The sequence below is a fragment of the Pseudomonas sp. GM78 genome, from assembly GCF_000282475.1.
Classification (GTDB): Bacteria; Pseudomonadota; Gammaproteobacteria; order Pseudomonadales; family Pseudomonadaceae; genus Aquipseudomonas.
The window spans coordinates 21,311-45,710 of record NZ_AKJF01000125.1; the positions used below are offsets into that span (position 1 = coordinate 21,311).

General features: G+C 59.5%; 25 protein-coding genes and 1 tRNA gene. 14 read left to right on the top strand and 12 right to left on the bottom strand.

Annotated features, from left to right (window positions below; all coding sequences use genetic code 11):
• Nucleotides 1-2 precede the first annotated feature (2 nt).
• From rloB to pabB, 3 genes are all read left to right on the top strand, one after another.
• The gene (gene rloB / locus PMI35_RS11710; RefSeq protein ID WP_008061743.1) at nt 3-1,538 is read left to right on the top strand and encodes an osmotic stress tolerance membrane protein RloB; all 1,536 of its coding nucleotides are present in this window, start codon (nt 3-5) and stop codon (nt 1,536-1,538) included.
• Nucleotides 1,538-2,524, top strand: coding sequence for an alpha-L-glutamate ligase-like protein (locus PMI35_RS11705; RefSeq protein ID WP_008061746.1), 987 nt, complete (start codon nt 1,538-1,540; stop codon nt 2,522-2,524). The genes rloB and PMI35_RS11705 overlap by 1 nt, the downstream gene beginning before the upstream one ends.
• A 199-nt stretch (nt 2,525-2,723) precedes the next feature.
• A complete protein-coding gene (gene pabB / locus PMI35_RS11700; RefSeq protein ID WP_008061747.1) occupies nt 2,724-4,067 on the top strand; it encodes an aminodeoxychorismate synthase component I in 1,344 nt (447 codons plus the stop codon).
• Nucleotides 4,068-4,134: 67 nt separating this feature from the next.
• Here the strand turns inward: pabB and thrH are convergent, their stop codons facing one another.
• On the bottom strand, nt 4,135-4,752 hold the full coding sequence (gene thrH / locus PMI35_RS11695) for a bifunctional phosphoserine phosphatase/homoserine phosphotransferase ThrH (RefSeq protein WP_008061753.1): 618 nt from the start codon (nt 4,750-4,752) through the stop codon (nt 4,135-4,137).
• A 163-nt stretch (nt 4,753-4,915) separates the two neighbouring features.
• On the opposite strand from thrH, the gene PMI35_RS11690 reads away from it, so the two are divergent.
• The 3 genes from PMI35_RS11690 to PMI35_RS11680 all read left to right on the top strand — a co-directional run bounded on the left by PMI35_RS11690 (nt 4,916) and on the right by PMI35_RS11680 (nt 8,433).
• A complete protein-coding gene (locus PMI35_RS11690; RefSeq protein ID WP_008061755.1) occupies nt 4,916-5,650 on the top strand; it encodes a phosphoadenylyl-sulfate reductase in 735 nt (244 codons plus the stop codon).
• A gap of 456 nt (nt 5,651-6,106) precedes the next feature.
• On the top strand, nt 6,107-7,648 hold the full coding sequence (locus tag PMI35_RS11685) for an NCS1 family nucleobase:cation symporter-1 (RefSeq protein ID WP_008061756.1): 1,542 nt from the start codon (nt 6,107-6,109) through the stop codon (nt 7,646-7,648).
• 56 nt (nt 7,649-7,704) lie between these two features.
• A complete protein-coding gene (locus PMI35_RS11680) occupies nt 7,705-8,433 on the top strand; it encodes an aspartate/glutamate racemase family protein (RefSeq protein WP_008061757.1) in 729 nt (242 codons plus the stop codon).
• A gap of 116 nt (nt 8,434-8,549) precedes the next feature.
• Here PMI35_RS11680 and PMI35_RS11675 read toward each other — a convergent pair whose 3' ends face one another.
• Nucleotides 8,550-9,473 (bottom strand): LysR family transcriptional regulator, encoded by a 924-nt coding sequence (locus tag PMI35_RS11675; RefSeq protein WP_008061758.1) that lies wholly within the window; start codon nt 9,471-9,473, stop codon nt 8,550-8,552.
• A 125-nt stretch (nt 9,474-9,598) separates the two neighbouring features.
• Between PMI35_RS11675 and PMI35_RS11670 the strand changes: the two genes are divergently transcribed.
• Nucleotides 9,599-10,345, top strand: a complete 747-nt coding sequence (locus tag PMI35_RS11670) for a 3-oxoacyl-ACP reductase family protein (protein WP_008061760.1) — start codon at nt 9,599-9,601, stop codon at nt 10,343-10,345.
• A gap of 51 nt (nt 10,346-10,396) precedes the next feature.
• Here PMI35_RS11670 and PMI35_RS11665 read toward each other — a convergent pair whose 3' ends face one another.
• The 6 genes from PMI35_RS11665 to PMI35_RS11640 all read right to left on the bottom strand — a co-directional run bounded on the left by PMI35_RS11665 (nt 10,397) and on the right by PMI35_RS11640 (nt 13,810).
• Nucleotides 10,397-11,092, bottom strand: a complete 696-nt coding sequence (locus PMI35_RS11665) for an HAD-IA family hydrolase (protein ID WP_008061762.1) — start codon at nt 11,090-11,092, stop codon at nt 10,397-10,399.
• Nucleotides 11,093-11,703: 611 nt separating this feature from the next.
• Entirely contained in the window at nt 11,704-11,922 is a 219-nt protein-coding gene (locus tag PMI35_RS11660; RefSeq protein WP_008061776.1) for a hypothetical protein, read from the bottom strand.
• A 107-nt stretch (nt 11,923-12,029) separates the two neighbouring features.
• Nucleotides 12,030-12,497 carry a glycine zipper domain-containing protein gene (locus PMI35_RS11655; RefSeq protein WP_008061777.1) on the bottom strand — a complete coding sequence of 156 codons (468 nt, stop codon included), beginning with the start codon at nt 12,495-12,497 and terminating at the stop codon, nt 12,030-12,032.
• Between the two features lie 113 nt (nt 12,498-12,610).
• Nucleotides 12,611-12,979, bottom strand: coding sequence for a hypothetical protein (locus tag PMI35_RS11650; RefSeq protein WP_008061778.1), 369 nt, complete (start codon nt 12,977-12,979; stop codon nt 12,611-12,613).
• A gap of 315 nt (nt 12,980-13,294) precedes the next feature.
• Nucleotides 13,295-13,483, bottom strand: coding sequence for a hypothetical protein (locus tag PMI35_RS11645; RefSeq protein WP_008061779.1), 189 nt, complete (start codon nt 13,481-13,483; stop codon nt 13,295-13,297).
• 144 nt (nt 13,484-13,627) lie between these two features.
• A complete protein-coding gene (locus PMI35_RS11640) occupies nt 13,628-13,810 on the bottom strand; it encodes a hypothetical protein (protein ID WP_008061780.1) in 183 nt (60 codons plus the stop codon).
• A gap of 301 nt (nt 13,811-14,111) precedes the next feature.
• Between PMI35_RS11640 and phaR the strand changes: the two genes are divergently transcribed.
• Nucleotides 14,112-14,645 (top strand): polyhydroxyalkanoate synthesis repressor PhaR, encoded by a 534-nt coding sequence (gene phaR / locus PMI35_RS11635; RefSeq protein ID WP_008061781.1) that lies wholly within the window; start codon nt 14,112-14,114, stop codon nt 14,643-14,645.
• Nucleotides 14,646-14,679: 34 nt separating this feature from the next.
• Here the strand turns inward: phaR and phaP are convergent, their stop codons facing one another.
• Nucleotides 14,680-15,237, bottom strand: a complete 558-nt coding sequence (gene phaP, locus PMI35_RS11630) for a TIGR01841 family phasin (protein WP_008061783.1) — start codon at nt 15,235-15,237, stop codon at nt 14,680-14,682.
• A gap of 194 nt (nt 15,238-15,431) precedes the next feature.
• Here phaP and PMI35_RS11625 point away from each other — a divergent pair, with 194 nt between their 5' ends.
• On the top strand, nt 15,432-17,303 hold the full coding sequence (locus tag PMI35_RS11625) for a DUF3141 domain-containing protein (RefSeq protein ID WP_008061784.1): 1,872 nt from the start codon (nt 15,432-15,434) through the stop codon (nt 17,301-17,303).
• 64 nt (nt 17,304-17,367) lie between these two features.
• On the opposite strand, the gene PMI35_RS11620 is transcribed toward PMI35_RS11625, so the two are convergent.
• Nucleotides 17,368-18,495 carry an AraC family transcriptional regulator gene (locus PMI35_RS11620; protein ID WP_008061785.1) on the bottom strand — a complete coding sequence of 376 codons (1,128 nt, stop codon included), beginning with the start codon at nt 18,493-18,495 and terminating at the stop codon, nt 17,368-17,370.
• Nucleotides 18,496-18,763: 268 nt separating this feature from the next.
• On the opposite strand from PMI35_RS11620, the gene phbB reads away from it, so the two are divergent.
• The 4 genes from phbB (at nt 18,764) to PMI35_RS11600 (ending at nt 23,027) form a co-directional block, all read left to right on the top strand.
• Nucleotides 18,764-19,510 carry an acetoacetyl-CoA reductase gene (gene phbB / locus PMI35_RS11615; protein ID WP_008061786.1) on the top strand — a complete coding sequence of 249 codons (747 nt, stop codon included), beginning with the start codon at nt 18,764-18,766 and terminating at the stop codon, nt 19,508-19,510.
• Nucleotides 19,511-19,574: 64 nt separating this feature from the next.
• Entirely contained in the window at nt 19,575-20,753 is a 1,179-nt protein-coding gene (locus PMI35_RS11610; RefSeq protein ID WP_008061787.1) for an acetyl-CoA C-acetyltransferase, read from the top strand.
• 154 nt (nt 20,754-20,907) lie between these two features.
• Nucleotides 20,908-22,611, top strand: coding sequence for a class I poly(R)-hydroxyalkanoic acid synthase (gene phaC / locus PMI35_RS11605; protein WP_032831793.1), 1,704 nt, complete (start codon nt 20,908-20,910; stop codon nt 22,609-22,611).
• 149 nt (nt 22,612-22,760) lie between these two features.
• Entirely contained in the window at nt 22,761-23,027 is a 267-nt protein-coding gene (locus tag PMI35_RS11600; RefSeq protein ID WP_008061789.1) for a hypothetical protein, read from the top strand.
• An 80-nt stretch (nt 23,028-23,107) separates the two neighbouring features.
• Here the strand turns inward: PMI35_RS11600 and PMI35_RS11595 are convergent.
• A tRNA-Ser gene (locus tag PMI35_RS11595) sits at nt 23,108-23,197 on the bottom strand.
• 85 nt (nt 23,198-23,282) lie between these two features.
• Nucleotides 23,283-23,441 (bottom strand): hypothetical protein, encoded by a 159-nt coding sequence (locus tag PMI35_RS34705; protein ID WP_157295724.1) that lies wholly within the window; start codon nt 23,439-23,441, stop codon nt 23,283-23,285.
• A 64-nt stretch (nt 23,442-23,505) separates the two neighbouring features.
• On the opposite strand from PMI35_RS34705, the gene PMI35_RS11590 reads away from it, so the two are divergent.
• A complete protein-coding gene (locus tag PMI35_RS11590) occupies nt 23,506-24,195 on the top strand; it encodes a crotonase/enoyl-CoA hydratase family protein (RefSeq protein ID WP_008061790.1) in 690 nt (229 codons plus the stop codon).
• Nucleotides 24,196-24,400: the final 205 nt, after the last annotated feature.

Consider the following 24,400-nt stretch of genomic DNA (forward strand, 5'->3'; position numbering starts at 1 on the left):
AAATGCGCTCTCTTACCCTTCATCTGAAAATGCTGATCGCCATCCTGGTGGTGTTGGGCATTTCAGTCACGGCCTACCAGATCTTCGTACTCGGCATTCCCGTGACGGAAGACGCCACCGACGACTTGTGGAACATCGACGCCAAGGTCGAGTTCGTCGCCAGTGCCAAGGACCCGGTCAAGATCCAGATGTTCGTGCCGCCGTTGAGCCGCGACTACGTGAGCCTCAACGAAAGCTTCATCTCCAATAACTACGGCGTGGCCGTGAACCGTGTCGACGGCAACCGCAAGGTCACCTGGTCGGCGCGCCGGGCCAAAGGCAACCAGACACTTTATTACCGCCTGGTGCTGACCAAGCGCTACACCGCCGAAAAAGCCAAGATCAAGGGCCCGACCTTCCGCGACAGCATTGCCTTGGAAGGCCCTGAGAAACTCGCCGCCGAAGCGCTGCTGGCACCGATTCGCCAGCACTCGGCCGACGTCGAGACTTTCATCAGCGAAGCGATCAAGCGGGTCAACAACAGCAACGACGACAACGCCAAGATGCTCCTGGCCGGCGACCCGACACCGGCGCACAAGGCCAAGATCGTCGAACTGCTGCTGTCCATCGCCCACGTGCCGGTGGAAAAGGTCCATACCATTCGCCTGGTGGCCGACCAGCCGCAAACCCCGGAACTCTGGCTGCGCAGCTTCAATGGCACCGACTGGCTGTACTTCAACCCGGAAACCGGCGAACAGGGCCTGCCGACCGACCGCTTGCTGTGGTGGACGGGCGATGAAAACCTGATCACCGTCGATGGCGGCAAGAAGGCCACTGTGACCTTCAGCATGAACAACAGCGAAATGAACGCCATTCGCCTGGCCAAGCTGACCGACGAAAACACCGACGCCAACTTCCTCGAATACTCGCTGTACGGCCTGCCACTGCAAACCCAGCAGACTTTCATGATCATGGTGATGATCCCGATCGGCGTGCTGGTGATCCTGATCCTGCGCAACCTGATCGGCCTGCAGACCCTCGGTACCTTTACCCCGGTACTGATCGCCCTGGCCTTTCGCGAGACCCAGCTCGGCTTCGGGATCGTGCTGTTTACCATCATCACGGCGCTGGGGCTGTCGCTGCGTTCCTACCTTGAACACCTGAAGCTGCAGATGCTGCCGAGGCTGTCGGTGGTGCTGACGTTCGTGGTGGTGTTGATCGCGGCCATCAGCCTGCTCAGCCACAAGCTCGGCCTGGAGCGCGGACTGTCGGTGGCGCTGTTCCCGATGGTGATCCTGACCATGACCATCGAACGCCTGTCGATCACCTGGGAAGAACGCGGCGGCAGCCATGCCATGAAAGTGGCGATCGGCACGCTGTTCGCCGCGACGCTGGCGCACCTGATCATGACCATTCCGGAGCTGGTGTACTTCGTGTTCACCTTCCCGGCGATTCTGCTGATCATGGTGGGCTTCATGCTGGCCATGGGTCGCTACCGCGGCTACCGTTTGACCGAGCTGGTGCGTTTCAAGGCCTTCCTGAAGAAGGCTGACGCCTGATGTTCGGCTTCTGGAAGACCTGGAAAGCCCTGGAGGCCCGGGGCATCATGGGCATCAACCGACGTAACGCGGACTACGTGCTCAAGTACAACAAGCGCAGCCTGTACCCGATCGTCGATGACAAGATCATCACCAAGGAACGCGCGATTGCCGCTGGCATCCATGTGCCACAGCTATATGGCGTGATCTCCACCGAAAAGGAAATCGACAAGCTTGGCGAGATCATCGACGGGCGCACCGATTTCGTGATCAAGCCGGCCCAGGGCGCTGGCGGCGACGGCATCATCGTCATCGCCGACCGTTTCGAGGGCCGCTACCGCACGGTGTCCGGCAAGATCATCGGCCACGAAGAGCTCGAACACCATATCTCCAGCATCCTCACCGGCCTGTATTCCCTGGGCGGGCATCGCGACCGTGCACTGATCGAATACCGGGTGATCCCGGACCAGATCTTCAAGAGCATCAGCTACGAAGGTGTGCCGGACATTCGCATCATCGTATTGATGGGCTATCCGGTCATGGCCATGCTGCGCTTGCCCACCCGTCAGTCCGGCGGCAAGGCCAACCTGCACCAGGGCGCCATCGGTGTCGGTGTCGACCTGGCCACCGGCCTGACCCTGCGCGGCACCTGGCTGAACAACATCATTACCAAGCACCCGGACACCACCAACGCGGTGGATGGCGTGCAGCTGCCCTACTGGGACGGCTTCATGAAGCTCGCGGCAGGTTGTTACGAGCTGTGCGGGCTGGGCTACATCGGTGTCGACATGGTGCTGGACCAGGAGAAAGGCCCCCTGATCCTCGAGCTCAACGCAAGGCCCGGCCTGAACATCCAGATTGCCAATGATTGCGGCCTGACATTGCGCACCCATGCGGTCGAGGCGCGGCTGGAAGACTTGAAGGCACGTGGCGTGACAGAAACCGTCGAAGAACGCATGGCGTTTGTGCAGGAGATGTTCGGGCATATTCCGCCGGTCGAAGGTTGATCCCCCCTGCTGATCGTTCCCATGCTCTGCGTGGGAATGCAGCCCGGGACGCTCCACGTCCCAAAGCGGACGCAGAGCGTCCATTGAGGCATTCCTTTGCGGCGCGTGGGAACGATCGATTCCCCAACATCCCTCTAGGAGCAATTCCCCGAGGGGACTACAATCGCCACCCCGCCTCGATGGCTGATCCAACCCGCCCATGCTGACCTGTTCCGTACACCCGCTGCCCTATCGCGCCAACCCTGCCGACTACTTCGCGGCCATTCGGCATGCCCCCGGTGCCGTGCTGCTCGACAGCGGCCGCCCGAGTGCCGAACGCGGGCGCTTTGACCTGCTCAGCGCCTGGCCGCTGGAACAACTGGCGGTCGCGCCTGATGAACGTGGCAGCGATTTCCTGCAACGCCTTCGGGACAATCTGACGCGACTGGGAGAAGCATCGCTGCCCGCACCTTATGAGTTGCCGTTCGCCGGTGGCTTGATCGGTTACCTGAGTTACGACTTCGGCCGCCACCTGGAAAACCTGCCGAGCCAGGCCCTGGATGACCTGCAGTTGCCGGATGCGCGCTTCGGCCTGTACGACTGGGCGCTGATCAGCGATCACCACCAGGCCACCAGCCAATTGGTGTTTCACCCGACGCTGGCCGACAGCGAGCGCCAGCGCCTGATCCAGCTGTTCAGCCAGCCCGCCGCTGAAGCGCTCGAGCCGTTCAAGCTGCAAGCGCCGATGAATGCCGACCTGAACGCTGACCAGTATCGCCAGGCGATCGAGCGCATCCAGCAATACATCCAGGCCGGCGACTGTTATCAGGTCAATTTCGCCCAACGCTTCCGCGCGCCCTGCCAGGGTGATCCCTGGACGGCGTACTGCGCGTTGCGATTGGCGTGCCCAACGCCGTTTTCCGGCTTCCAGAGCCTGCCCGACGGCGGCGCGGTGCTGAGCCTGTCACCGGAGCGCTTCGTCAAAGTCAGCGAGCGTCATGTGGAAACCCGCCCGATCAAAGGCACGCGCCCACGCGGCCTGACCGCTGCCGAGGACGCGGCAAACGCCGCCGAACTGCTGGCCAGCCCCAAGGACCGCGCGGAAAACCTGATGATCGTCGACCTGTTGCGCAACGACCTCGGTCGCACCTGCCGCACCGGTTCAGTTCGTGTGCCTGAGTTGTTCAGCCTGGAAAGCTACCCGAATGTGCATCACCTGGTGAGCAGCGTGACCGGCGAACTGGCGGATGATCGGGATGCGCTGGACCTGATCGCCGGCAGCTTCCCGGGAGGCTCGATTACCGGCGCACCGAAAATTCGCTCGATGCAGATCATCGACGAGCTGGAGCCTACTCGGCGCGGACTGTATTGCGGCTCACTGTTGTACCTGGACGTGCGCGGCGAGATGGACAGCTCCATCGCGATTCGCAGCTTGCTGGTCAAGGATGGGCAGGTGTGTTGCTGGGGCGGCGGCGGGATCGTCGCCGATTCGGAGTGGCAGGCCGAGTATCAGGAGTCGATCACCAAGGTGAAGGTGTTGCTCGATACCCTGCAAAACCTGTAACCCACTGGGACGCGGAGCGTCCCGGGCTGCATTCCCACGCAGAGCGTGGGAACGATCATTGCGCAGCCTAGAGGCTCAAGGTACGGTTGGAAGCCTTGATGAATTCCTGCTTCAGTTCTTCAAACGTATGCACCGCCGGGAACTGCGGGAACTCGGCAATCACGTTGTCCGGCGCATGGAACAGAATCCCGGCGTCCGCCTCACCCAGCATGGTGGTGTCGTTGTAGGAATCCCCTGCTGCAATCACCCGGTAGTACAGGCTCTTGAACGCCAGCACCGACTGACGCTTCGGATCTTTCTGACGCAGCTGATAGCCGGTCACCCGACCGGTATCGTCAGTAACCAGACGATGGCAAAGCAAGGTCGGGAAGCCGAGCTGGCGCATCAGCGGCTGGGAAAACTCATAGAAGGTGTCCGACAGAATCACCACCTGGAAGCGCTCACGCAGCCAGTCGACGAACTCGACGGCACCCTCCAGCGGCTTGAGCGTGGCGATCACTTCCTGGATGTCGGCGAGCTTCAGGCCGTGCTCGTCGAGAATCCGCAAGCGCTGCTTCATCAGCACGTCGTAGTCGGGAATGTCCCGGGTGGTGGCCCTGAGGGATTCGATCCCGGTTTTTTCGGCGAAGGCGATCCAGATTTCCGGGACCAGCACACCTTCAAGATCCAGACAGGCAATTTCCACAAGACACTCCCATTGGTATTGTTTATTGAGTCGAGCGAGCCCGAACTCTAGCGACAACTCCCCCACCACGCAACGCACAGGACGCCCCGGCCAGTGCTGCTTTTTGTTAACATCGGCCCCATATAGAGCGCCCAGCGCCACCGACCTGTAGGAAGCCGCCCTGATGAGCCCAACGTTCGACGTCGTGGAACTCGCCACGACCTATGCCAACAAATCCGCCCAGGACATCCTGAAACTCGCTTTTGCCGAGTTCGGCGATGATCTGTGGATATCTTTCAGCGGCGCCGAAGACGTGGTGCTGGTGGACATGGCCTGGAAGCTGAACAAGAACGTCAAAGTGTTCAGCCTCGACACCGGCCGCTTGCATCCCGAAACCTACCGCTTCATCGATCAAGTGCGCGAGCACTACAAGATCGACATCGAACTGGTGTCGCCGGACTACACCAAACTCGAACCGTTCGTGAAAGAAAAAGGCCTGTTCAGTTTCTACAAGGACGGTCATGGCGAATGCTGCGGCATCCGCAAGATCGAACCGCTGCGTCGCAAGTTGTCTGGCGTGAAGGCCTGGGCCACCGGCCAACGCCGCGACCAGAGCCCGGGCACGCGCAGCGCCGTGGCTGTGATGGAAATCGATACCGCGTTCTCGACCCCGGAACGCACCCTGTACAAGTTCAACCCGCTGGCACAGATGACCAGCGAAGAGATCTGGGGTTACATCCGCATGCTGGAGCTGCCGTACAACAGCCTGCACGAACGCGGCTTCATCAGTATCGGCTGTGAGCCGTGCACCCGCCCGGTGTTGCCGAACCAGCACGAGCGTGAAGGCCGCTGGTGGTGGGAAGAAGCCACGCAGAAGGAATGCGGGCTGCATGCCGGCAATATCATCAGCAAGTCTTAACAGCGCTCTCACAGTAAATGTGTACACACAACTGTCACCATCGGTGCCATTTGTGTGTGCACTTTTTGTTTCCTCGCCCCAAAAAGTTACATTCCCCCGTCTGAAACGCCCTGCCACACCCCTCTGAAAAGCCACCCGTAGAAATAAATAACTGCTCGATCGGTCAGCTTATATCGCCCGTTTTTCAGCGGTTTGCCGCCCATTGATAACAAAACGAAATCAGCCGCACATTCCATATATTCAGGACTGGCACGCATCTCGCTTAAGTGCATACATGTTTTGTATACAATCAATCCAAAACATACACACTCTGATCCGCAAGCCTGAAGCGCCCTATCCCGTACAGGCTGCAGATGCCCCGTAACCAATGATATTCGCTACCCCGCGACGAAGATTTGTCGAGCCATTGCGCTCATGCACAGTCATCGCGGCATCGAGCATCAGGAGCCTGCCGGAATGCGTACAAGTCTTTCCAATAACAATATCGCGCTGGATCTACCCTCCCCCCACTCCACTCCAACCACCGGTGATCAAACACTGCAATGCCCCGTGGTACTGAGCCCTCGCCTGCATAACAAGGACCTGGCGCCGACCAAGGCCGAAGGTCGACGCTGGGGCCGCTACAGCATCTTCGCGCTGTGGACCAACGATGTGCACAACATCGCCAACTACTCGTTTGCCATTGGCCTTTACGCCCTGGGCCTGGGCGGCTGGCAGATTCTCCTGTCCCTGGGCATCGGCGCGGCGCTGGTGTACTGCTTCATGAACCTGTCGGGCTACATGGGCCAGAAGACCGGCGTGCCGTTTCCGGTCATCAGCCGGATCAGTTTCGGCATCCACGGCGCGCAAATTCCTGCCTTGATCCGCGCCGTGATCGCCATCGCCTGGTTCGGCATCCAGACGTACCTGGCCTCGGTCGTGTTCCGCGTCCTGCTGACCGCCATCCACCCCGGATTCGCCGAGTACGATCAGGATTCGATCCTCGGCCTGTCGAGCCTGGGCTGGGTGTGTTTCGTGGCGATCTGGCTGGTGCAGCTGGCGATCCTTGCCTACGGCATGGAAATGGTTCGGCGCTACGAGGCCTTTGCTGGCCCGGTGATCCTGCTGACCGTCGCTGCCCTCGCCGCGTGGATGTACTTCCAGGCCAATGCGACCATCGCCTGGTCGATCCGCGAGCCACTGAGCGGTGGCGAGATGTGGCGCAACATCTTTGCCGGCGGTGCGTTGTGGCTGGCGATCTACGGCACGCTGATCCTCAATTTCTGCGACTTCGCCCGCTCTTCGCCGTGCCGCAAGACCATCAAGGTCGGAAACTTCTGGGGCCTGCCGGTGAACATCCTGGTGTTTGCCGCCATCACCGTCCTGCTGTGTGGCGCGCAATTCCAGATCAATGGCCACATCATTGAAAGCCCTACCGAGATCATCGCCTCGATCCCCAATACCTTCTTTCTGGTCCTGGGCTGCCTGGCGTTCCTGATCGTCACTGTCGCGGTCAACATCATGGCCAACTTCGTCGCCCCGGCCTTTGTCCTCAGCAACCTGGCGCCCAAATACCTGACGTTCCGTCGTGCCGGGCTGATCAGCGCGACCATCGCCGTGCTGATCCTGCCATGGAACCTCTATAACAGCCCGCTGGTGATCGTCTACTTCCTCTCCGGCCTGGGCGCCCTGCTCGGTCCGCTGTACGGCGTGATCATGGTCGACTACTGGCTCGTACGAAAAGGCCAGGTCAACGTGCCGCAGTTGTACAGCGAAGACCCGAGCGGCGCCTATTACTACAGCCGCGGGGTCAACCTGCGCGCCGTGGCGGCCTTCATTCCCGCCGCACTGATCGCCATCGTCCTGGCGTTGGTGCCGGGTTTCCACCTGGTGTCGCCGTTCTCCTGGCTGATCGGTGCCGGGATTGCCGGGATGCTCTACCTGATCATCGCCAAGCGCCAACCTCACTACGCCGACGTCAGCGGTGAAGCCATCGCCGTAGACAACGTCAGCCATTGACTCCATCGCGGCCCGGCAGCGTCGGGCCGCTGAACCACCCGCTATAAGGAATTCCCATGCGTATTCTCGTGGTCAACGTCAACACCACCGAATCCATCACCCAGGCCATCGCCCGCTCGGCCCAGGCCGTAGCCGCGCCAGGCACGGAAATCGTTGGCCTGACGCCCTACTTCGGCGCCGACTCGGTCGAAGGCAACTTCGAAAGCTACCTGGCCGCGATTGCGGTGATGGATCGGGTCATGGCCTACGACCAGCCCTTCGATGCCGTCATCCAGGCCGGCTACGGCGAACACGGCCGTGAAGGCCTGCAGGAATTGCTCAACGTACCGGTGGTGGACATCACCGACGCGGCAGCGAGCACCGCGATGTTTCTCGGCCATGCCTACTCGGTCGTCACCACCCTCGACCGCACCGTTCCGTTGATCGAAGATCGCCTGAAACTGTCCGGGTTGTGGGACCGCTGTGCCTCGGTGCGGGCCAGTGGCCTGGCGGTGCTGGAACTGGAGCACGAGCCACAACGCGCGCTGGAGGCCATCGTGCATCAGGCTGAACTGGCGGTGACCCAGGACAAGGCCGAAGTGATTTGCCTGGGTTGTGGCGGCATGGCCGGGCTGGATGAGCAAATTCGCCAGCGCACCGGGGTGCCGGTCATCGATGGTGTGACGGCGGCGGTGACCATTGCCGAATCGCTGGTGCGGTTGGGGTTGTCGACGTCCAAGGTGCGGACATATGCGACCCCGCGGCCGAAGCACATCATTGGCTGGCCGGGGCGGTTTGGCAGATAGTCCGCGTTATCGTTCTTCGCGAGCAGGCTCACTCCTACAGGGGATTTGTGAGCGACACTGATCCCCTGTAGGAGTGAGCCTGCTCGCGATGGCCACACCTCGCTAATGAGCCAGACTCAAATAGCACTGAACCTCTGCCCCAACCCCTGCCCGGCAAACTGCTCGATAATGAAATCCACAAACGCCCGCGTCTTGCCCGGCAGCAGCTTGTGTTCAGCGTAATAGATAGAAATATTGCCATCATCGACATACCACTCCGGTAACACCCTCTCCAACGTCCCCGCCTCCAGATAACCCACGGCAAACGGCATACTCACCAGTGCAATGCCCAAGCCCTGGGCGGCCGTGGCGCAGGCCGCCTCCGAATCGCTCATGGTCATCCGCGCCTTGAGCGTCAGCGGGCTGTGTTGTCGGGTGCGGCTGGTCAACTGCCAGGAACGCACGCGGCCGGTCTGCGGCGAGCGGATGAGGATGCCGTCGTGAAGCTTGAGATCATCGGGTTCAAGGATCGCTTCGTGCGCCGCCAGGTAACCGGCTGAGGCCACCAACACGCGATGGGCCGGGGTCAGCTTGCGCGCCACCACCCCTTGAGGCAGTTCGAAGCCGCCACCAATCGCGGCGTCGAAACCCTGGGCGATCAGGTCGACCTGACGATTATCGAAATGCCAGTCCGGGTTGATCGCCGGAAAGCGCCGCAAAAACTCCCCGAGCAGCGGCACGATGTATAAACGCCCGAACACGGTGCCCATGCTGACTTTCAACGTGCCCGCTGGACGCCCCTCGGCGCTGGCGAGATTGGCCACGGCATTCTGGATCGTGTGCAGGCTGGCGCTGACTTCGCTTAAAAACAGCTGCCCGGCCTCGGTCAGCGTCAGGCTGCGGGTGCTGCGCTGAAACAACCGTACCCCCAGCCGAGCTTCCAGCTTGGCTACGCTCTTGCCCACGGCCGCCGGCGTCAGGCTCAAGCGTCGCGCGGCCTCGGCAAAGCTGCCGACCTCGGCACTGCGTACAAAGCATTCGATACTGCTGAAGGTTTCCATAGGCGCCATTATAAACCGTTGGTTTACACAGACTATCGCAATTGCCGTCTACTCAGCGTGTAATCCTGAATCGATACTAGGCTCCATCAACCGGGACATCTCGCCTCGGGACTTTGGAGATCGATATGACTACTCAGAACCTCAGCGGCAAAGTGGCTTTGATCCAGGGCGGTTCCCGCGGCATCGGCGCTGCCATCGTCAAACGCCTGGCCGCTGAAGGCGCGACGGTCGCCTTTACCTACGTGAGCTCCACGGCCAAGGCCGAAGAATTGCAAAACAGCATCACCCAGGGCGGCGGCAAAGCCCTGGCCATCAAGGCTGACAGCGCTGATGCCGAGGCCATTCGTGCCGCCGTAACGACCACCGTGGAAACGTTTGGGAAGCTGGATATCCTGGTGAATAACGCTGGCGTGCTGGCCGTTGCACCGTTGGAAGATTTCAAACTCGAAGACTTCGACCAGACCCTGGCGATCAACGTACGCAGCGTGTTCATCGCCACCCAGGCGGCGGCCAGGCACATGACCGAAGGCGGTCGAATCATCAACATCGGCAGCACCAACGCCGACCGCATGCCCTTTGCCGGTGGCGGCCCGTACGCCATGAGCAAAGCGGCGCTGGTTGGCCTGACCAAGGGCCTGGCCCGCGACCTCGGCCCTAAAGGCATCACCATCAACAACGTGCAGCCAGGCCCGGTTGATACCGACATGAACCCGGCCCACGGCGACTTCGCCGACAGCCTGATTCCGTTGATGGCCGTGGGGCGTTACGGTAAAGCCGAAGAGATCGCCAGTTTCGTCGCGTACCTGGTCGGCCCCGAAGCCGGCTACATCACCGGCGCGAGCCTGACCATCGACGGTGGCTTCGGCGCCTGATCCAGGTGAACTCACCGTGGGGGCGAGCAATCGCTCCCACGGTTTTGATCGTCAGGCCCAGTCGAGCGCTGGCAAGCCACAAGCACTCGGTTTGAACGCCTTCAGCGTACGAAGAATGCCATCGGCGTGTGCGTACTTTTCATCAGCCATCGCCGCATCCGGAATCGCAATTGCCGTCATCCCCGCCGCCTTGGCCGCCGTGACACCGAACGGCGAATCCTCGAACACCAGGCAATCCTGCGGCTCCACACCCAGGCGTCGCGCCGCCGTCAGGAAGATATCCGGCGCCGGTTTGGCCGCGCCGACTTCCGGGTCATCGGCCGTGACGATGAAATCGAACAAGGCGAACCACTCGCGATGCAAGGTGGTTTTCTGGCCGAACGACTGGCTCGAGGAACTGGTCCCCACCGCAATGGGAATGTTGTGCGCCTTCAAGTGCCGGACCAGCTGTTCTGCACCCGGCATCGCCTGGGCCTCAGGAAAACGCTCGCGCATCAGCGGTTCGCGAATCACCAGGAACTCTTCGGCGCTGATCGGCAAGTCCAACGCCTGCACCACATAGCGCGCCAAGTCACCTGCACCACGGCCGATGATGTTCTGTTTGACGCTCCAGTCGAACGTGCGGCCATAGAGCGCAGCGATCGTGGCCGTGACTTCGGTATAAATCCCCTCGGTGTCCAGCAGCAAGCCGTCCATATCGAAAATCACGGCCTTGATGGGGCCGAAGTCCTTAAGCGGTGAGTTCATCGCATCTGATCCGTTTTCATGGCATCCCAGGCGGCTCAGCTACGGCCGGTCCGTGACAGATTAAAGGTTTCAGCAGCATAACGAGCCGCCGTGGCCAAGAGCAACGGGAGCGTGACGCAAAAAGCCCGGCAAGCGCCGGGCCCGGGTCAGCTCACTGCGGTTGATCCTGTGTCAGGCTAACCGCCCGCTTTGTCTGTCCCGCTACTTGCGGCATTGCTACCTGATCCTCCAGACCCACTCCCAGAACCGCTCCCCATCGAACTGCCACCGCTGGTCGAACCGCTTCCTGTCTCCGGGCGAGTGCTGCTCCCATCGGCATCGCCTGCATTGCCATCCTTGATGGCGCCAGGCGGCAAAGCATGCTCCGGGCCAGAGCCAGCATTCATTTCGGTAGACGGTGGCATACCGCCCTTGTCGATGGGCGCATCGTTACCAGAGGACTGGGAAAAGGCCATGCCTGAACCGAGCGACAACAGACCGGCCACTGTCACGGCCAACCAACTTGACCTGATCATGTGCGTCTCCTTGAAGAGTTGCATACCTAATGTCTGGCAGCGGTGCATTGGCAGGGTTGCCACTCAATCGACAGGCGGTCTCGCCCGAGAAGTCGATCAGCTTGGCTCGCCGGACGCATCCTCTCCCGCGATGTCGGGATCGTTCGGGTCGGCTTCGACATCAGAACCCGTGCGTTTGAGGTCATCGTTGGGCACTTGCTCGACACCGGGCTCGTCATCGGGAGGCCGCTGATCGCGACTCAGGGAATCGGTAGGCGAAGGCAGGGGGTATTCGGGGGTGTCGTCGATGTCAGAGTCTTTCGGATCAGCGTTCATGGGGCACCTCTCAACGGACCTGTAAAGGCAGGCCCTGACCGTTGGAGGGAAAGTCGATCGTCAGGTTCGATCAGGGAGACCATCGGTTATGTTGCCGATCGAATCCGTCAGTGATGTTTGTTCTTGTGTTTGTGTTTGTGCTTGTGACCGCCACCGGAATGGGATCCACCATCGTCGCTACCCAGATTGTTGCCGACTGCACCACCGGCTGCGCCACCCAGGCCTGCGCCAATGGTCGAACCGGTTCTGCCACCCAGACTGTTACCGATCACCGAACCACCTGCTGAACCCAAGCCACCGCCCACCGCCGCTTCGGTGCGACTGCCCTTGGGTGCGCCGATCGCGCTACCGGCGGCGCCACCGACACCGGCACCAATCGCAGCGCCTGTGCTGCCGCCCATTTGTCCACCTACCACGTTGCCCAACGCACCACCAATACCGCCGCCAACGGCCGCGGTACCGTCTCCTGCAGCCAGTACGAACGGTGTAAACAACAATCCAAAAACAAACGCTGGCAACGTCAAGCGTCGAGCACCTGGGTATCGCACTTCCTTGCCTTTGGTTTTCGGGGTCATGGCACGCCTCGTATTCTATCGGGGGTATGGATCATTCGATGCAAAAATGCCAGAAACGTTCAAAAACGCAAAAGCCCGGCATCGAGCCGGGCTTTTGTTGTCGATCCCTGGGATCAGTGACGCTTGTGACCGTTGGCCAGGTTGCTGCCTACGCCGCCGCCCAAGGCGCCGCCCAGGCCTGCGCCGATGGTCGAACCGGTCTTGCCGCCCAGGCTGTTGCCGATCACCGAACCACCGGCAGCGCCCACGCCGCCACCGATGGCCGCGCTGGTACGGTGGCCTTTCTTGGCAGCAACCGCGCTGCCCGCCGCGCCTGCGACACCCGCACCAATCGCGGCACCGGTGCTGCCACCCATGCTTCGGCCAACGACGTTACCCAGCGCACCACCCAGGCCACCACCCAGGGCGGCAGTACCATCGCCGGCGATTGCACCTTGAGTAACCAGAAGACCCAGAACCAGAGCAGGCAGTGTGAAACGCATGACAGAAACCTCAAAAATAGGGGGTGAAATTCAAAGGGTCGAGATTGAATGCTTTAGAGGGAACAAAGTCCAGACATGCGCGCGCTCAACCTCGTTGTTAGCGACGGTTGGACAGCATTTTTGCAAAAGGTTTTATCGCAGGCAAAAAAAAGCCCGCTGGGGAACGGGCAGGGTGTTGCTTCTAACGGATGAGTTGAGCCTACGTTCGGCCTTGTGAAAAGTTTGTGAAAACTTTCCAGATTAAACATTCGTTCACACTTGCCCCTGCCACGCACAAAAAACCCCGTTCGATGACGGGGTTTGCTCGCGGGTCATTTACTTGCTGGCCGGTTCTGTAAGCTTGGGCAGGAATTTTCCCTTCAGCGCTCGACAAGCCTTGGTCTTGATCTTGAGGACCTTGACCTGATCTTCGCCAAAGCTGGCCACATACTCCGTCTGGCCGCATTGAACGTAGTTGTTGATCGGATATTCTGCGCCGTCGTCTTCGATATACGGTTCAGTCATCGCTTCACCCCTCTCAAAATACGGGATCGACACCGGCAAGCCCTTTGCCCGAAAAATATCGATCACCAAGGATTTTGAGACTAGCCGGTCATTAACGGACCTGTGGTTCAGACAACCGAATGCCCGACGAATGGGCGAAGTCTTTCAGAGCAGTTTCACCAACACCGCAGTGACGGTGGCTACCGTGCCCATTAGACCGATGGCCACCGCCACCGGGTACCAGAAGGTTTCCCGGGTCATCTTGCCCGCTTCGGCATTCAACTTGCGCTGCTCAGCTATCAGCTTGACGATTTCCACATGAACCTTTTCGAGTTCAGCCTGCTTCATGGTGAATTCCTGCATGGCGGGTACCTTTCCATCCTGGGTGGGTAACGTTGGGTGCTTGCATTCATTTTGCACCTGCATCACATCAAACGAACACTTTTTGCCCAGTTGATTTGTATCAGGGGGTAAGACTTGAAAGCAGCTCTCCACTTGACGCTCCAGCACGACTTCCCGCACGCCGATACCGTTTCCTACGGAAACTTCGGAAATGCCTTCGCTCAGTGACCTGATGGGTTCATTGGAGTGGCCGTGCCCAGAGTAGGATAAGATGCCAGCAAACCAGGCTCGCTGTGAGTAGCCCCGCATGACAGAAAACAGTCGGAACACCCCCCGTCTGATCAAGAAATACCCGAATCGCCGTCTGTATGACACGCACACCAGCAGTCATCTGACCCTTGCGGATATTCGCCAATTGGTCGTCGATAGAATTCCGTTCGAGGTGGTCGATGCCAAGACTGGCGAGAACCTGACACGGAGTATTTTGCTGCAGGTCATTCTGGAAGCCGAAAGCGGCGGTCAGCCGATATTTTCCAGCGAAATGCTGATGGGGATCATCCAGTTCTATGGTCCCTACCAGAGCGTCCTCGGCAGCTATCTGGATAAAAGCATCCAGACGGTCATCGACATCCAGTCCCAGACCGGCGCCCAGTCCTCCGAAACCTGGAGCGCGTTCATGCACCAGCAGGCACCGGTCATGCAGGACCTGATGCGCCAGTACGTCGACCAGTCAAAAGCGCTCTACCTGAACACCCAAAACCTGTTCGGAATGTTCGGCGCCATGCCGCCGGGCAAGCCAGGTGCCGATGGCGGGCCGAAAAAAAATGGCGATGGGGAGTAATCCCATCGCCATCCTGTAACCACGCTTACCAGACTTACTTGCTATCAGCCTTGCCACCAGCAGCGGTTTTGCCAGCTGCAACGGTCGCGGCGTCAAAATTGCTCTGGGCAACGTCAGCAGCCTGTTTTACCGCTTTTTGTGCACTTTCAAAAACGGCACCGGCATTGGCCAGCGACGATTTGAAACCGGCCACGACTGGCTCGGAGCCAGCCGGTGCATTCTTGCTGATCACTTCAACGAACTCTTGCACCTGCTGGGTGCCCGCCTCGAACTGACGCGAGGTCAGTTTGGCGATTTCCGAGTGAGTATCGACAATCAGCGCTTGCACTTGGCGATTGAAATTTACCAGGCGTTCGGCTTGCACATTTGGCTGGGTGAAAGACGCCTGGAGCTCAGCGAAGCCTTGTGGATCACGTACCGAAAGCAGCTTGCGAAGGCCGTCGAACTGCTCCTCGGTGGTGGCCTGCAGGGTCTTGAACTGCAACTGGCTCAGCTGCTCAACACTGGAGAAGATTTTGCCACTGATTTGCTGCAGGAGGTCGAGGTTGGCTTTCTGAGCGTCTTGAAATTTTTCCGCGTTGAAAAAAGACATGCTTGAATCTCCTGGTTAGAAGGCCGACTCGGGCCTGAGGACGCGATAGCGATCCTGCCGGTCATCGCGTTAGGCTTTATATTGCAGTGCACAATTTCTTTTGGCAACGATTTTTTGTGCGCCGCACAAAAGACTTTTCCTTCCTGTGGATATTCGCTATAGACTCCTGACATGCAGATCGTCAGGAGATCCCCATGGACCAGAAAGACATTAGTGCATCGCAACATGAAAAGCCCTCCTCACAACGCGGCCTGTGGGAACACCTGAGCCATCTGCAGCGCCTCAATGCGCTGAACGTCCTCGAGGCTGTGCGCCAGCGCCAGAAAAAAACCCTCGCACCCCTGAAACGAGGTCAACTCAGACAACCTACACCTGCTCAATGGCAGGAATATGTCATCGACTTCGGCCAACGCTGCCTGCTGTTCTGGGACACCCTGCGCCAACGCGGCGACAACAGGCTGGCCCATGAAAGCGCCGGGTATCCGCTGCTGCTCAAATTTGATCATGAAACCTTGATCGCAGGCCCTGATCTTCCACGCCCGGTCAACTTTTCGCTGCTGCGGATCCTCCCCGGCCCCGAGCAAAAAATCGACGGCAACAGCCAGGCGGTGATCATCATTGACCCGCGCGGCGGACATGGTTCGGGAATCGGCGGCTTCAAGCAGGATTCGATCATAGGTGAGAGCCTCAGGGCCGGGCACCCCACCTACTTCATCTCTTTCAGTCACTCGCCACAGCCCGGGCAAACCCTGGACGATATCGTCCAGGCCCAGGCCCGGTTCATCGAGACCGTCAGCGCCCTGCACCCGGTCAACAGCAAACCGATCATCATCGGCAACTGCCAGGCCGGCTGGGCCTTGATGGGACTGGCGGCCACACGACCGGAACTGCCGGGCCTGATCATTATCAACGGCGCGCCCTTGTCCTACTGGGCCGGCGTCAATGGACGCAATCCAATGCGCTATACCGGCGGCCTGCTGGGTGGCGGCTGGATGGCTCGCCTTGGCAGCGATTTGGGCAATGGCCGTTTTGACGGTACCTGGCTGGTCAGCAACTTCGAAAACCTGGACCCGGCCAATACCTATTGGGGCAAGTACTACCAGCTGTTCAGCCAGGTCGACAGCGAAGCTGCGCGCTTCCTCGACTTCGAACGCTGGTGGGGCAGCCCGACCCTGCTCAATGGCGAAGAGATCGAGATGATTGTCGATGATCTGTTCATCGGCAACCAATTGTCGGCTGGTCCCGACCGCAAGAGCAACGGTATCGACCTGAAACGGATCGAAGTGCCGGTGGTGGTGTTCTGTTCCTACGGCGACAACATCACCCCGCCCCAGCAGGCATTGAACTGGATCGCCGATGTCTATTCCAGCGATCTCGCCTTGCAGGAGGCAGGACGAACCATCGTCTACCTGCGGCATGCCAGCATCGGCCATTTGGGGATCTTTGTTTCCGGCCAGGTGGCGCGGCGCGAGCACCGAGGGTTGCTCGGCGCGGTTGAAGCCATCAATGCGCTGCCGCCGGGGCTGCATGAAATGCTGATTGACGACCTGCCGGCCCCTTCAGGCAGCGATGACGTGCAATACCAAGTGCGTTTCGAATCAAGGCGAATTGCCGACATCCACGATGACGACGAGCCGGCCCGTGATGACGATCGCGAATTCTCTTCGGTCGTGCGCGCCTCTGAAATCAACAGCGCGTTTTACGACGGATCAATACGTCCGTGGCTGCGTCAGATCATCAACGAGCCCATGGCCGAATGGATGCGCAGGACGCACCCCTTCCATCAACAGCAATTGTTTTGGAGTAGCTTGAATCCGGCGCTGTGGTGGTTGCCCGGGACAATTTCCACGGTCAACCGTAATCGTCGCCCCGTACACCAGGACAACCCGTTGCTGGCCTGGCAGGAGTTGTTCTCCAACCAGATACAAGACACCCTGAATGCGTACCGCGATGTGCGTGACGCTACTCAGGAGATCTGTTTTTACAGTATTTACGGCGCACTGGGCGCCTTCACCAGCACCCAGCCTGCGGGAAATCTCCAGGCGCCTGAGCCAAACGCCCAGTGAATCGGTTGTCACCCTGCAGGAGGCCCTCGTGGAACCCCATCTCTCAATGAGCCTTCACAGGAAATTAGCGGTGCATCCGTTCGACGTAGTCGCTGGAGAAGCCTGGGATCTTGTGATCCCCGCACCGACCGATAGCGCTCATGGGTCGCACCGGCACGATGTCCTTGAGCACAGGCAATGTCTCATGGGCACGATATTGTCCGGGGGTCATGCCAAACCAGCGGGTGCATGCCTTATGGAAGCTGCTGTGATCATGAAAGCCGAGCAGGTGCGTCACATGCTTGAGGTTGTAATGAGAGTGGCGCAAATAGAATTCGGCCATCTGCCGCCGCACATCGTTGAGCACATCCTTGAATTGCGTGCCGTCCTTCTCAAGGCCTCGTTGCAGCGTGCGCTTGCTGATGTTCAGAGCTGCCGCAATCGACTCCATGTCACATTGCCCTTGGCCTTGCCCCTGGCTCAAGCGTTCGGTCACCAGGCCGCGAATCCTGCCAACGATCGAGTAACCGGACAACAGGTCCAATTGAGCCACGGCAAAACTGTCATGCAGCGTGGCCAGCGCCTCGTTGGCCATGCTCAATGGCGTCAGGAGCTCCTGGCCATCGAACAGGATGCTGTCATAGGCCGCGCCGAAACTCAGCGGACAACCAAAAAGCCGCTGATGCTGCGACGTGTCTTCAGGCTCGGGATAAGTGAACTCCACACTCAAGGGTTGCGGTGACTTGCCACCTGCCAGCCAACGGCAGAAACCCAGCAGCGACGCCAGGGCGGCATCCGTGTATTGCCGGGGTTTGACCGAGCCATGTTGCTGATGATCGAGACTGGCCAATCGATAATGCTGCTCCTCCTGGACCAGGAAAAGGCTGAATCCGGTACCGATCAACGGGCTGAACCGCACCAGGCGTTCCAGCGCCCTTTTCAGGTTCGAACTGGACATCATCGTGTAACCCACGATCTGGAAACTGCTGGGATGGAACTCCCCGTAGGCTTTCAATCCGATATTGGGATCATTCGACGCCTCGGCCGCCAGCTCCCAAAGACGATAGATAACGCTTCGCTCGCAGAATGCTCCTGGTTTATTCACGAACCCGACATCCAGTCCCGCTTCCTCGCACAGCGCGGCGAGGTCGAGGCCCTGGGCCAAAAACGTATTCGCCAGCACGCTGGCATAACCTGAACTTATCCTATACATGGCGTCCTCAATGACCAGTGGAACCGAACGTCCTGTCCGGAGCCGATGCTGACACGTGTAGAACATATTTCAACTCTGTTGCAGAAATATTAACTATCCATTCAGTTCTAAGTATTGATCCAGTATAGGTACTCCTCGCTTTTTGCCACCCCCCTCCCTCCCCGCGTGGCACCGAAGGACAGGAGAACGTCACCTTCAAACACTTCCCGCACAGCCCATCGATAACCAACAATCCCCACTCCTGCAGCGCACAAAATGGAGTAGATGTATGGAATCGCGTAGTCGTATTGCTTTGGTAACGGGTGGTATGGGCGGTATTGGTACGGCAATCAGCCAACGTCTGTACAAGGAAGGATTCAAGGTAATCGTCGGCTGCAGTTCTGATTCCAGCCGCAAGAACGACTGGGCTGCCAGCCAGCGCGAGGCGGGTTATGAGTTCGAGTTCATCTATGGCGACGTCACCGATTGGGAGACCACCCGCAAGGCTTTCGAGATGGCTCGTGAACAATTCGGCCAGATCGATGTGCTGATCAACAACGCCGGCATCACCCGCGATGCGTCCTTTCGCAAGCTCACTCCAGAAGACTGGAACAGCGTGATCGGGACCAACCTGACAGGCCTGTTCAACACCACCAAGCAGGTCATTGAAGGCATGCTCTCCAAAGGTTGGGGCCGGGTCATCAATATCTCCTCGATCAACGGTCAGCGTGGCCAGTTCGGCCAGACCAACTACTCCGCCGCCAAGGCTGGCATCCATGGTTTCACCATGGCACTGGCCCGGGAAGTCTCCGGCAAGGGCGTGACCGTCAATACAGTTTCCCCAGGCTACATCCAGACCTCCATGACCGCGGCCATTCGCCCGGACATCCTCGAAGGCATGATCTCGGGCATCCCGGTGGGCCGCCTTGGCCTGCCGGAAGAGATCGCCTCGATCGTGGCCTGGCTGGCGTCCGATGAATCCGCCTACAGCACCGGTGCCGACTTCTCGGTAAACGGCGGCATGAACATGCAGTAACCCTGACCAGGGCATCAATGCCCTGGTTTGCTCGTCGAATTTTGTCTTTTCCATGAGGTCATGCATGAACGAAGTCGTAATCGTTGCCGCTACTCGTACCGCCATTGGCAGTTTCCAGGGTGCTTTGTCTGCAATTCCCGCGACCGAACTGGGTGCCGCAGTGATTCGCCGCCTGCTGGAGCAGTCGGGTGTCGAAGCTGCGCAAATTGATGAAGTGATCCTCGGCCAGGTCCTCACTGCCGGTGCCGGGCAAAACCCGGCACGCCAGACCGCGATCAAGGCTGGCTTGCCGCACACCACGCCTGCCCTGACCTTGAACAAGGTCTGCGGTTCCGGCCTCAAGGCGGTCCACCTCGCCGTCCAGGCCATCCGTTGCGGTGACGCGGAACTGATCATCGCTGGCGGCCAGGAAAACATGAGCCTGGCCCCCTATGTTCTACCCAAGGCCCGCACCGGCCTGCGCATGGGCCATGCGCAACTGCAGGACAGCATGATCCAGGATGGTCTGTGGGACGCCTTCAACGACTACCACATGGGCATCACCGCCGAGAACCTGGCGCAGAAATACGAAATCTCCCGTGAAGCACAGGATGCCTTCGCTGCCGCCTCGCAACAGAAGGCCGCCGCCGCCATCGAGGGCGGGCGTTTCCAGAGCGAAATCACCCCGATCCTGATCCCTCAGCGCAAGGGTGAACCACTGGCTTTCGACACCGACGAACAGCCGCGTGTCGACAGCACCGCGCAAGCCTTGGCAAAACTCAAGCCGGCCTTCCAGAAAGACGGCAGCGTGACCGCCGGCAACGCCTCGACCCTCAACGACGGTGCGGCCGTATTGCTGCTGGCCAGCGCCGCCAAAGCCCAGGCACTGGGCCTTCCGGTACTGGCCAGGATCAAGGCCTATGCCAGCGCCGGTGTGGACCCGTCGATCATGGGCATCGGCCCGGTCCCGGCGACACGCCTGACCCTGCAAAAGGCCGGCTGGAACGTCGAGGACCTGGACCTGATCGAAGCCAACGAAGCCTTCGCCGCCCAGGCGCTGGCGGTTGGCAAAGAGATGGGCTGGGACACCAGCAAAGTCAACGTCAACGGCGGCGCGATCGCCCTTGGCCATCCGATCGGCGCGTCGGGGGCACGGATCCTGGTGTCGCTGGTGCACGAACTGATCCGTCGCGATGGCAAGAAAGGACTGGCCACCTTGTGCATCGGTGGCGGACAAGGCGTCGGCCTGGCTATCGAACGCTAACCAACGGCATCCGAATAGCCAAGGCGCGGGCCTGGTCCCCTAGCTCCGCGCATCAGGCTGGCATCAGACAACGTTGCCCGCCTCCCTTGCCGTCGCTACGCCGCAATCCGGCATAGCGCGGCTTTTTTCTGCCCGGCACATCGGTATGAAATTCATGGACAACAACGCGCATACATTCAAAACCTTCTGGTCAGGACAGGTCCCGTTCATCGCGTCTATTGCAGTGCAACAACTGCGCCTGTGGGTGAACACCAACCCCTGGTTTTCCGGGCATGACCATGACACCTGGTTCAATCTACCTCGCGAAACCCTGGACAGCCTTCAAGCGGACTACCAGGTTGAATGGGCCCAACTGGGCCAAAAACTGCTGACCGGCCAGCCCTTCAGTTTCGATGATCGACGTTTTACCAGCGGCAACTGGAGCGCACCACTGTTCGGCTCCCTCGCCGCGTTTTACCTGCTCAACTCCAGCTTCCTATTGAAACTGCTCGACAAGCTGCTGATCGACGAAAAGAAAGCACGCCAACGTCTGCGCTACCTGGTGGAGCAAGCCATTGCCGCCAGCGCACCGAGCAATTTCCTGGCCAGTAACCCTGATGCGTTGCAGCGTGCGGTCGAGACCCAAGGTGCCAGCCTGATAACAGGGATGCAGCATCTGGCCAGTGACATGAATGAAGGCAAGATGCGCCAGTGCGATAGCGGCGCGTTCAAGGTTGGCGTCGACCTGGCCAATACCCCCGGCGAAGTCGTCTTCGAGAATCACATCTTTCAACTCATTCAGTACTACCCGCAAAGCGAAACCCAGTACAAGCAGCCGGTGCTCGTCGTACCGCCGTCGATCAACAAGTACTACATCCTTGATCTGCGCCCGGACAACTCGATGGTCCGCCACCTGCTGGAAAAGGGGCATCCCGTCTTCCTGGTGTCCTGGCGCAATTTTGACCAGGAACACGCGGGCACCACCTGGGATGACCTGATCGAGCACGGGGTGATCAACGCCCTGCAAGTCACCCGCGAGATCAGTGGCCAGCAGCGAATCAATTGCGTGGGCTTCTGCATCGGCGGCACCCTGTTGAGCACCGCACTGGCCGTACTGGCGGCACGTGGCGACCGCGAGATCGCCAGCCTGAGCCTGTTCGCCACGTTCCTGGATTATCTGGATACCGGCCCGATCGACATCTTCGTCGATGAAGAACTGGTGGCCTACCGCGAGCGCACCATTGGTGGTGTGAACGGCCCCATCGGCCTGTTCCGTGGCGAGGACATGGGCAATACCTTTTCCCTGCTGCGCCCCAACGAGCTGTGGTGGAACTACAACGTCGACAAATACCTCAAGGGGCAGAAGCCGATTCCACTGGATCTGCTGTTCTGGAACAACGACAGCACCAACCTTCCAGGGCCGATGTACTGCTGGTACCTGCGCCACACCTACCTGCAGAATGATTTGAAATCAGGCGAGCTGGAGTGCTGCGGGACCAAGCTGGATTTGCGTGCAATCGACGCTCCCGCCTACATCCTGGCCACCCATGACGATCACATCGTGCCGTGGAAGAGCGCCTACGCCAGCACCCACCTGCTTTCCGGGCCCAAGCGTTTCGTTTTGGGCGCTTCAGGGCACATCGCCGGTGTCGTCAATCCACCGGCCAAGCAGAAGCGTCATTACTGGACCAACAATCGGGTCACCAAAAACCCGGAGACCTGGTTCAAGAATGCCGAGCAGCAACCCGGTAGCTGGTGGAATGACTGGTTCAACTGGCTGGAGGGACACTCCGGCGAGCGCCAACCCGCGGTTGCGCACACCGGCAATGACAAATACCCGCCTCTGGAGCCGGCACCAGGCAGCTATGTAAAGCAATGAAAGACCGCTGTGGAGCAGAGCGGAACACTGCCTGCAACACAGCGGCTTGATCGCACAGGCGAAGATCAAATCACGCAAACGCAATAGATAGCCGCCGGTAAGCCCAACCGGCGGCACATCATTTGTTTGGGTACAAGGAGAGAGGCTCCATGAGCACCCCGTTTCGCATCAACGAAGCACTCTTGATTGCCGGCCAGGCATTCGAGCCATTTCAATGCGTCGCCTGGGCTCCGCAAGACGGTAATGGCGAACTGAGCCTGTCCGTCCTGGACCGGGCCAGCACGCGTATTTGTCGCAAACTGGTTCCAAGCAGTACCTATTCGGACCCGGCGCAACTGGAAAACCTGTTGCAAGAAGTGCGCGCCGAGTTGAGCCAGGGAGGCTACACGCTGCAGTCCTGGGCGATGCCAGGGTAAGCCTGCTCGCGGGCTGGAATTTTTTCCCGAAACGCAGAAACGAAAAAGCCCTGAATAATCAGGGCTTTTTCGTATAAATGTGGCGGTGAAGGAGAGATTCGAACTCTCGATACAGTTTCCTGTATACACACTTTCCAGGCGTGCTCCTTAAGCCACTCGGACACTTCACCGTATCTCTTCAAACAAGTTCTGTCTGTCGAGGCGCGCTAATGTAGTCGAAAGCTTTTCTGATGGCAAACATTTTTTTCAGAATTTTCATGCGCTTAACTCGCTTAGCTGTTTCTGGTTGCTCTGGGTCATGGCAAACCGGCCATTCTCCGGCCTGGCATCCCCCTCTATATAGCTGGCGATGCACAGCTGGCGGGCCGGGTGGCGCTTGCCGAAGGCTTGGAGCGTGACTGGCGAGTCAGTCACGGCGCTTTACCTGGCCGGTGGCGGTGAGTAACTTCTGCCCTACTTTACTGAAAGGATTAGCGTCATGAGTGAGTTGATTTCCTACCACCTCGAAGACGGTATCGCGACCCTGACCTTGAGCAACGGCAAGGTCAACGCCATCTCTCCGGACGTGATTGCGGCGTTCAACGCTGCGCTGGATCAGGCAGTGGCTGATCGCGCGGTGGTGATCATTACCGGTCAGCCAGGGATTCTGTCGGGCGGGTACGATCTGAAGGTCATGACGTCCGGCCCTAAAGAAGCCGTGGCGCTGGTGACTGCCGGCTCGACGCTGGCCCGTCGCCTGTTGTCGCACCCGTTCCCGGTGATTGTGGCCTGCCCTGGCCACGCCGTGGCCAAGGGCGCGTTTCTGCTGCTGTCCGCCGACTATCGCATCGGTGTCGACGGTCCGTTCAGCATTGGTCTGAACGAAGTACAGATCGGCATGACCATGCACCACGCCGGTATCGAGCTGGCCCGTGATCGCCTGCGCAAATCGGCGTTCCACCGCTCGGTGATCAACGGTGAAATGTTCAATCCGCAGTCTGCCGTGGATGCCGGTTTCCTTGACGTGGTGGTGTCGGCCGAGGAGCTGCAGGGTGCAGCACTGGCGGCGGCGCGTCAGTTGAAGAAGATCAACATGACCGCGCACAAGAACACCAAGCTCAAGGTACGCAAGGCACTGCTGGAAACCCTGGACAACGCAATCATGCTGGATCAGGAGCATATGGGTTAAGCCCCGACCCGCAGCAACGAAAAGCCCGACCGTCGTGTCGGGCTTTTCGTATGCGCCGCACTGAAAAGCCCTACAGCCGCTCTAGCACGCGTCTGACCCATCAGTCGGAAACATGCACTCAAACATCGCCTATCTCCCACCTATATAGTGGCAATTGCCGAAAACAGTGCACATCCGTACACTGCGCCACCTTTTGTCCCGGTGG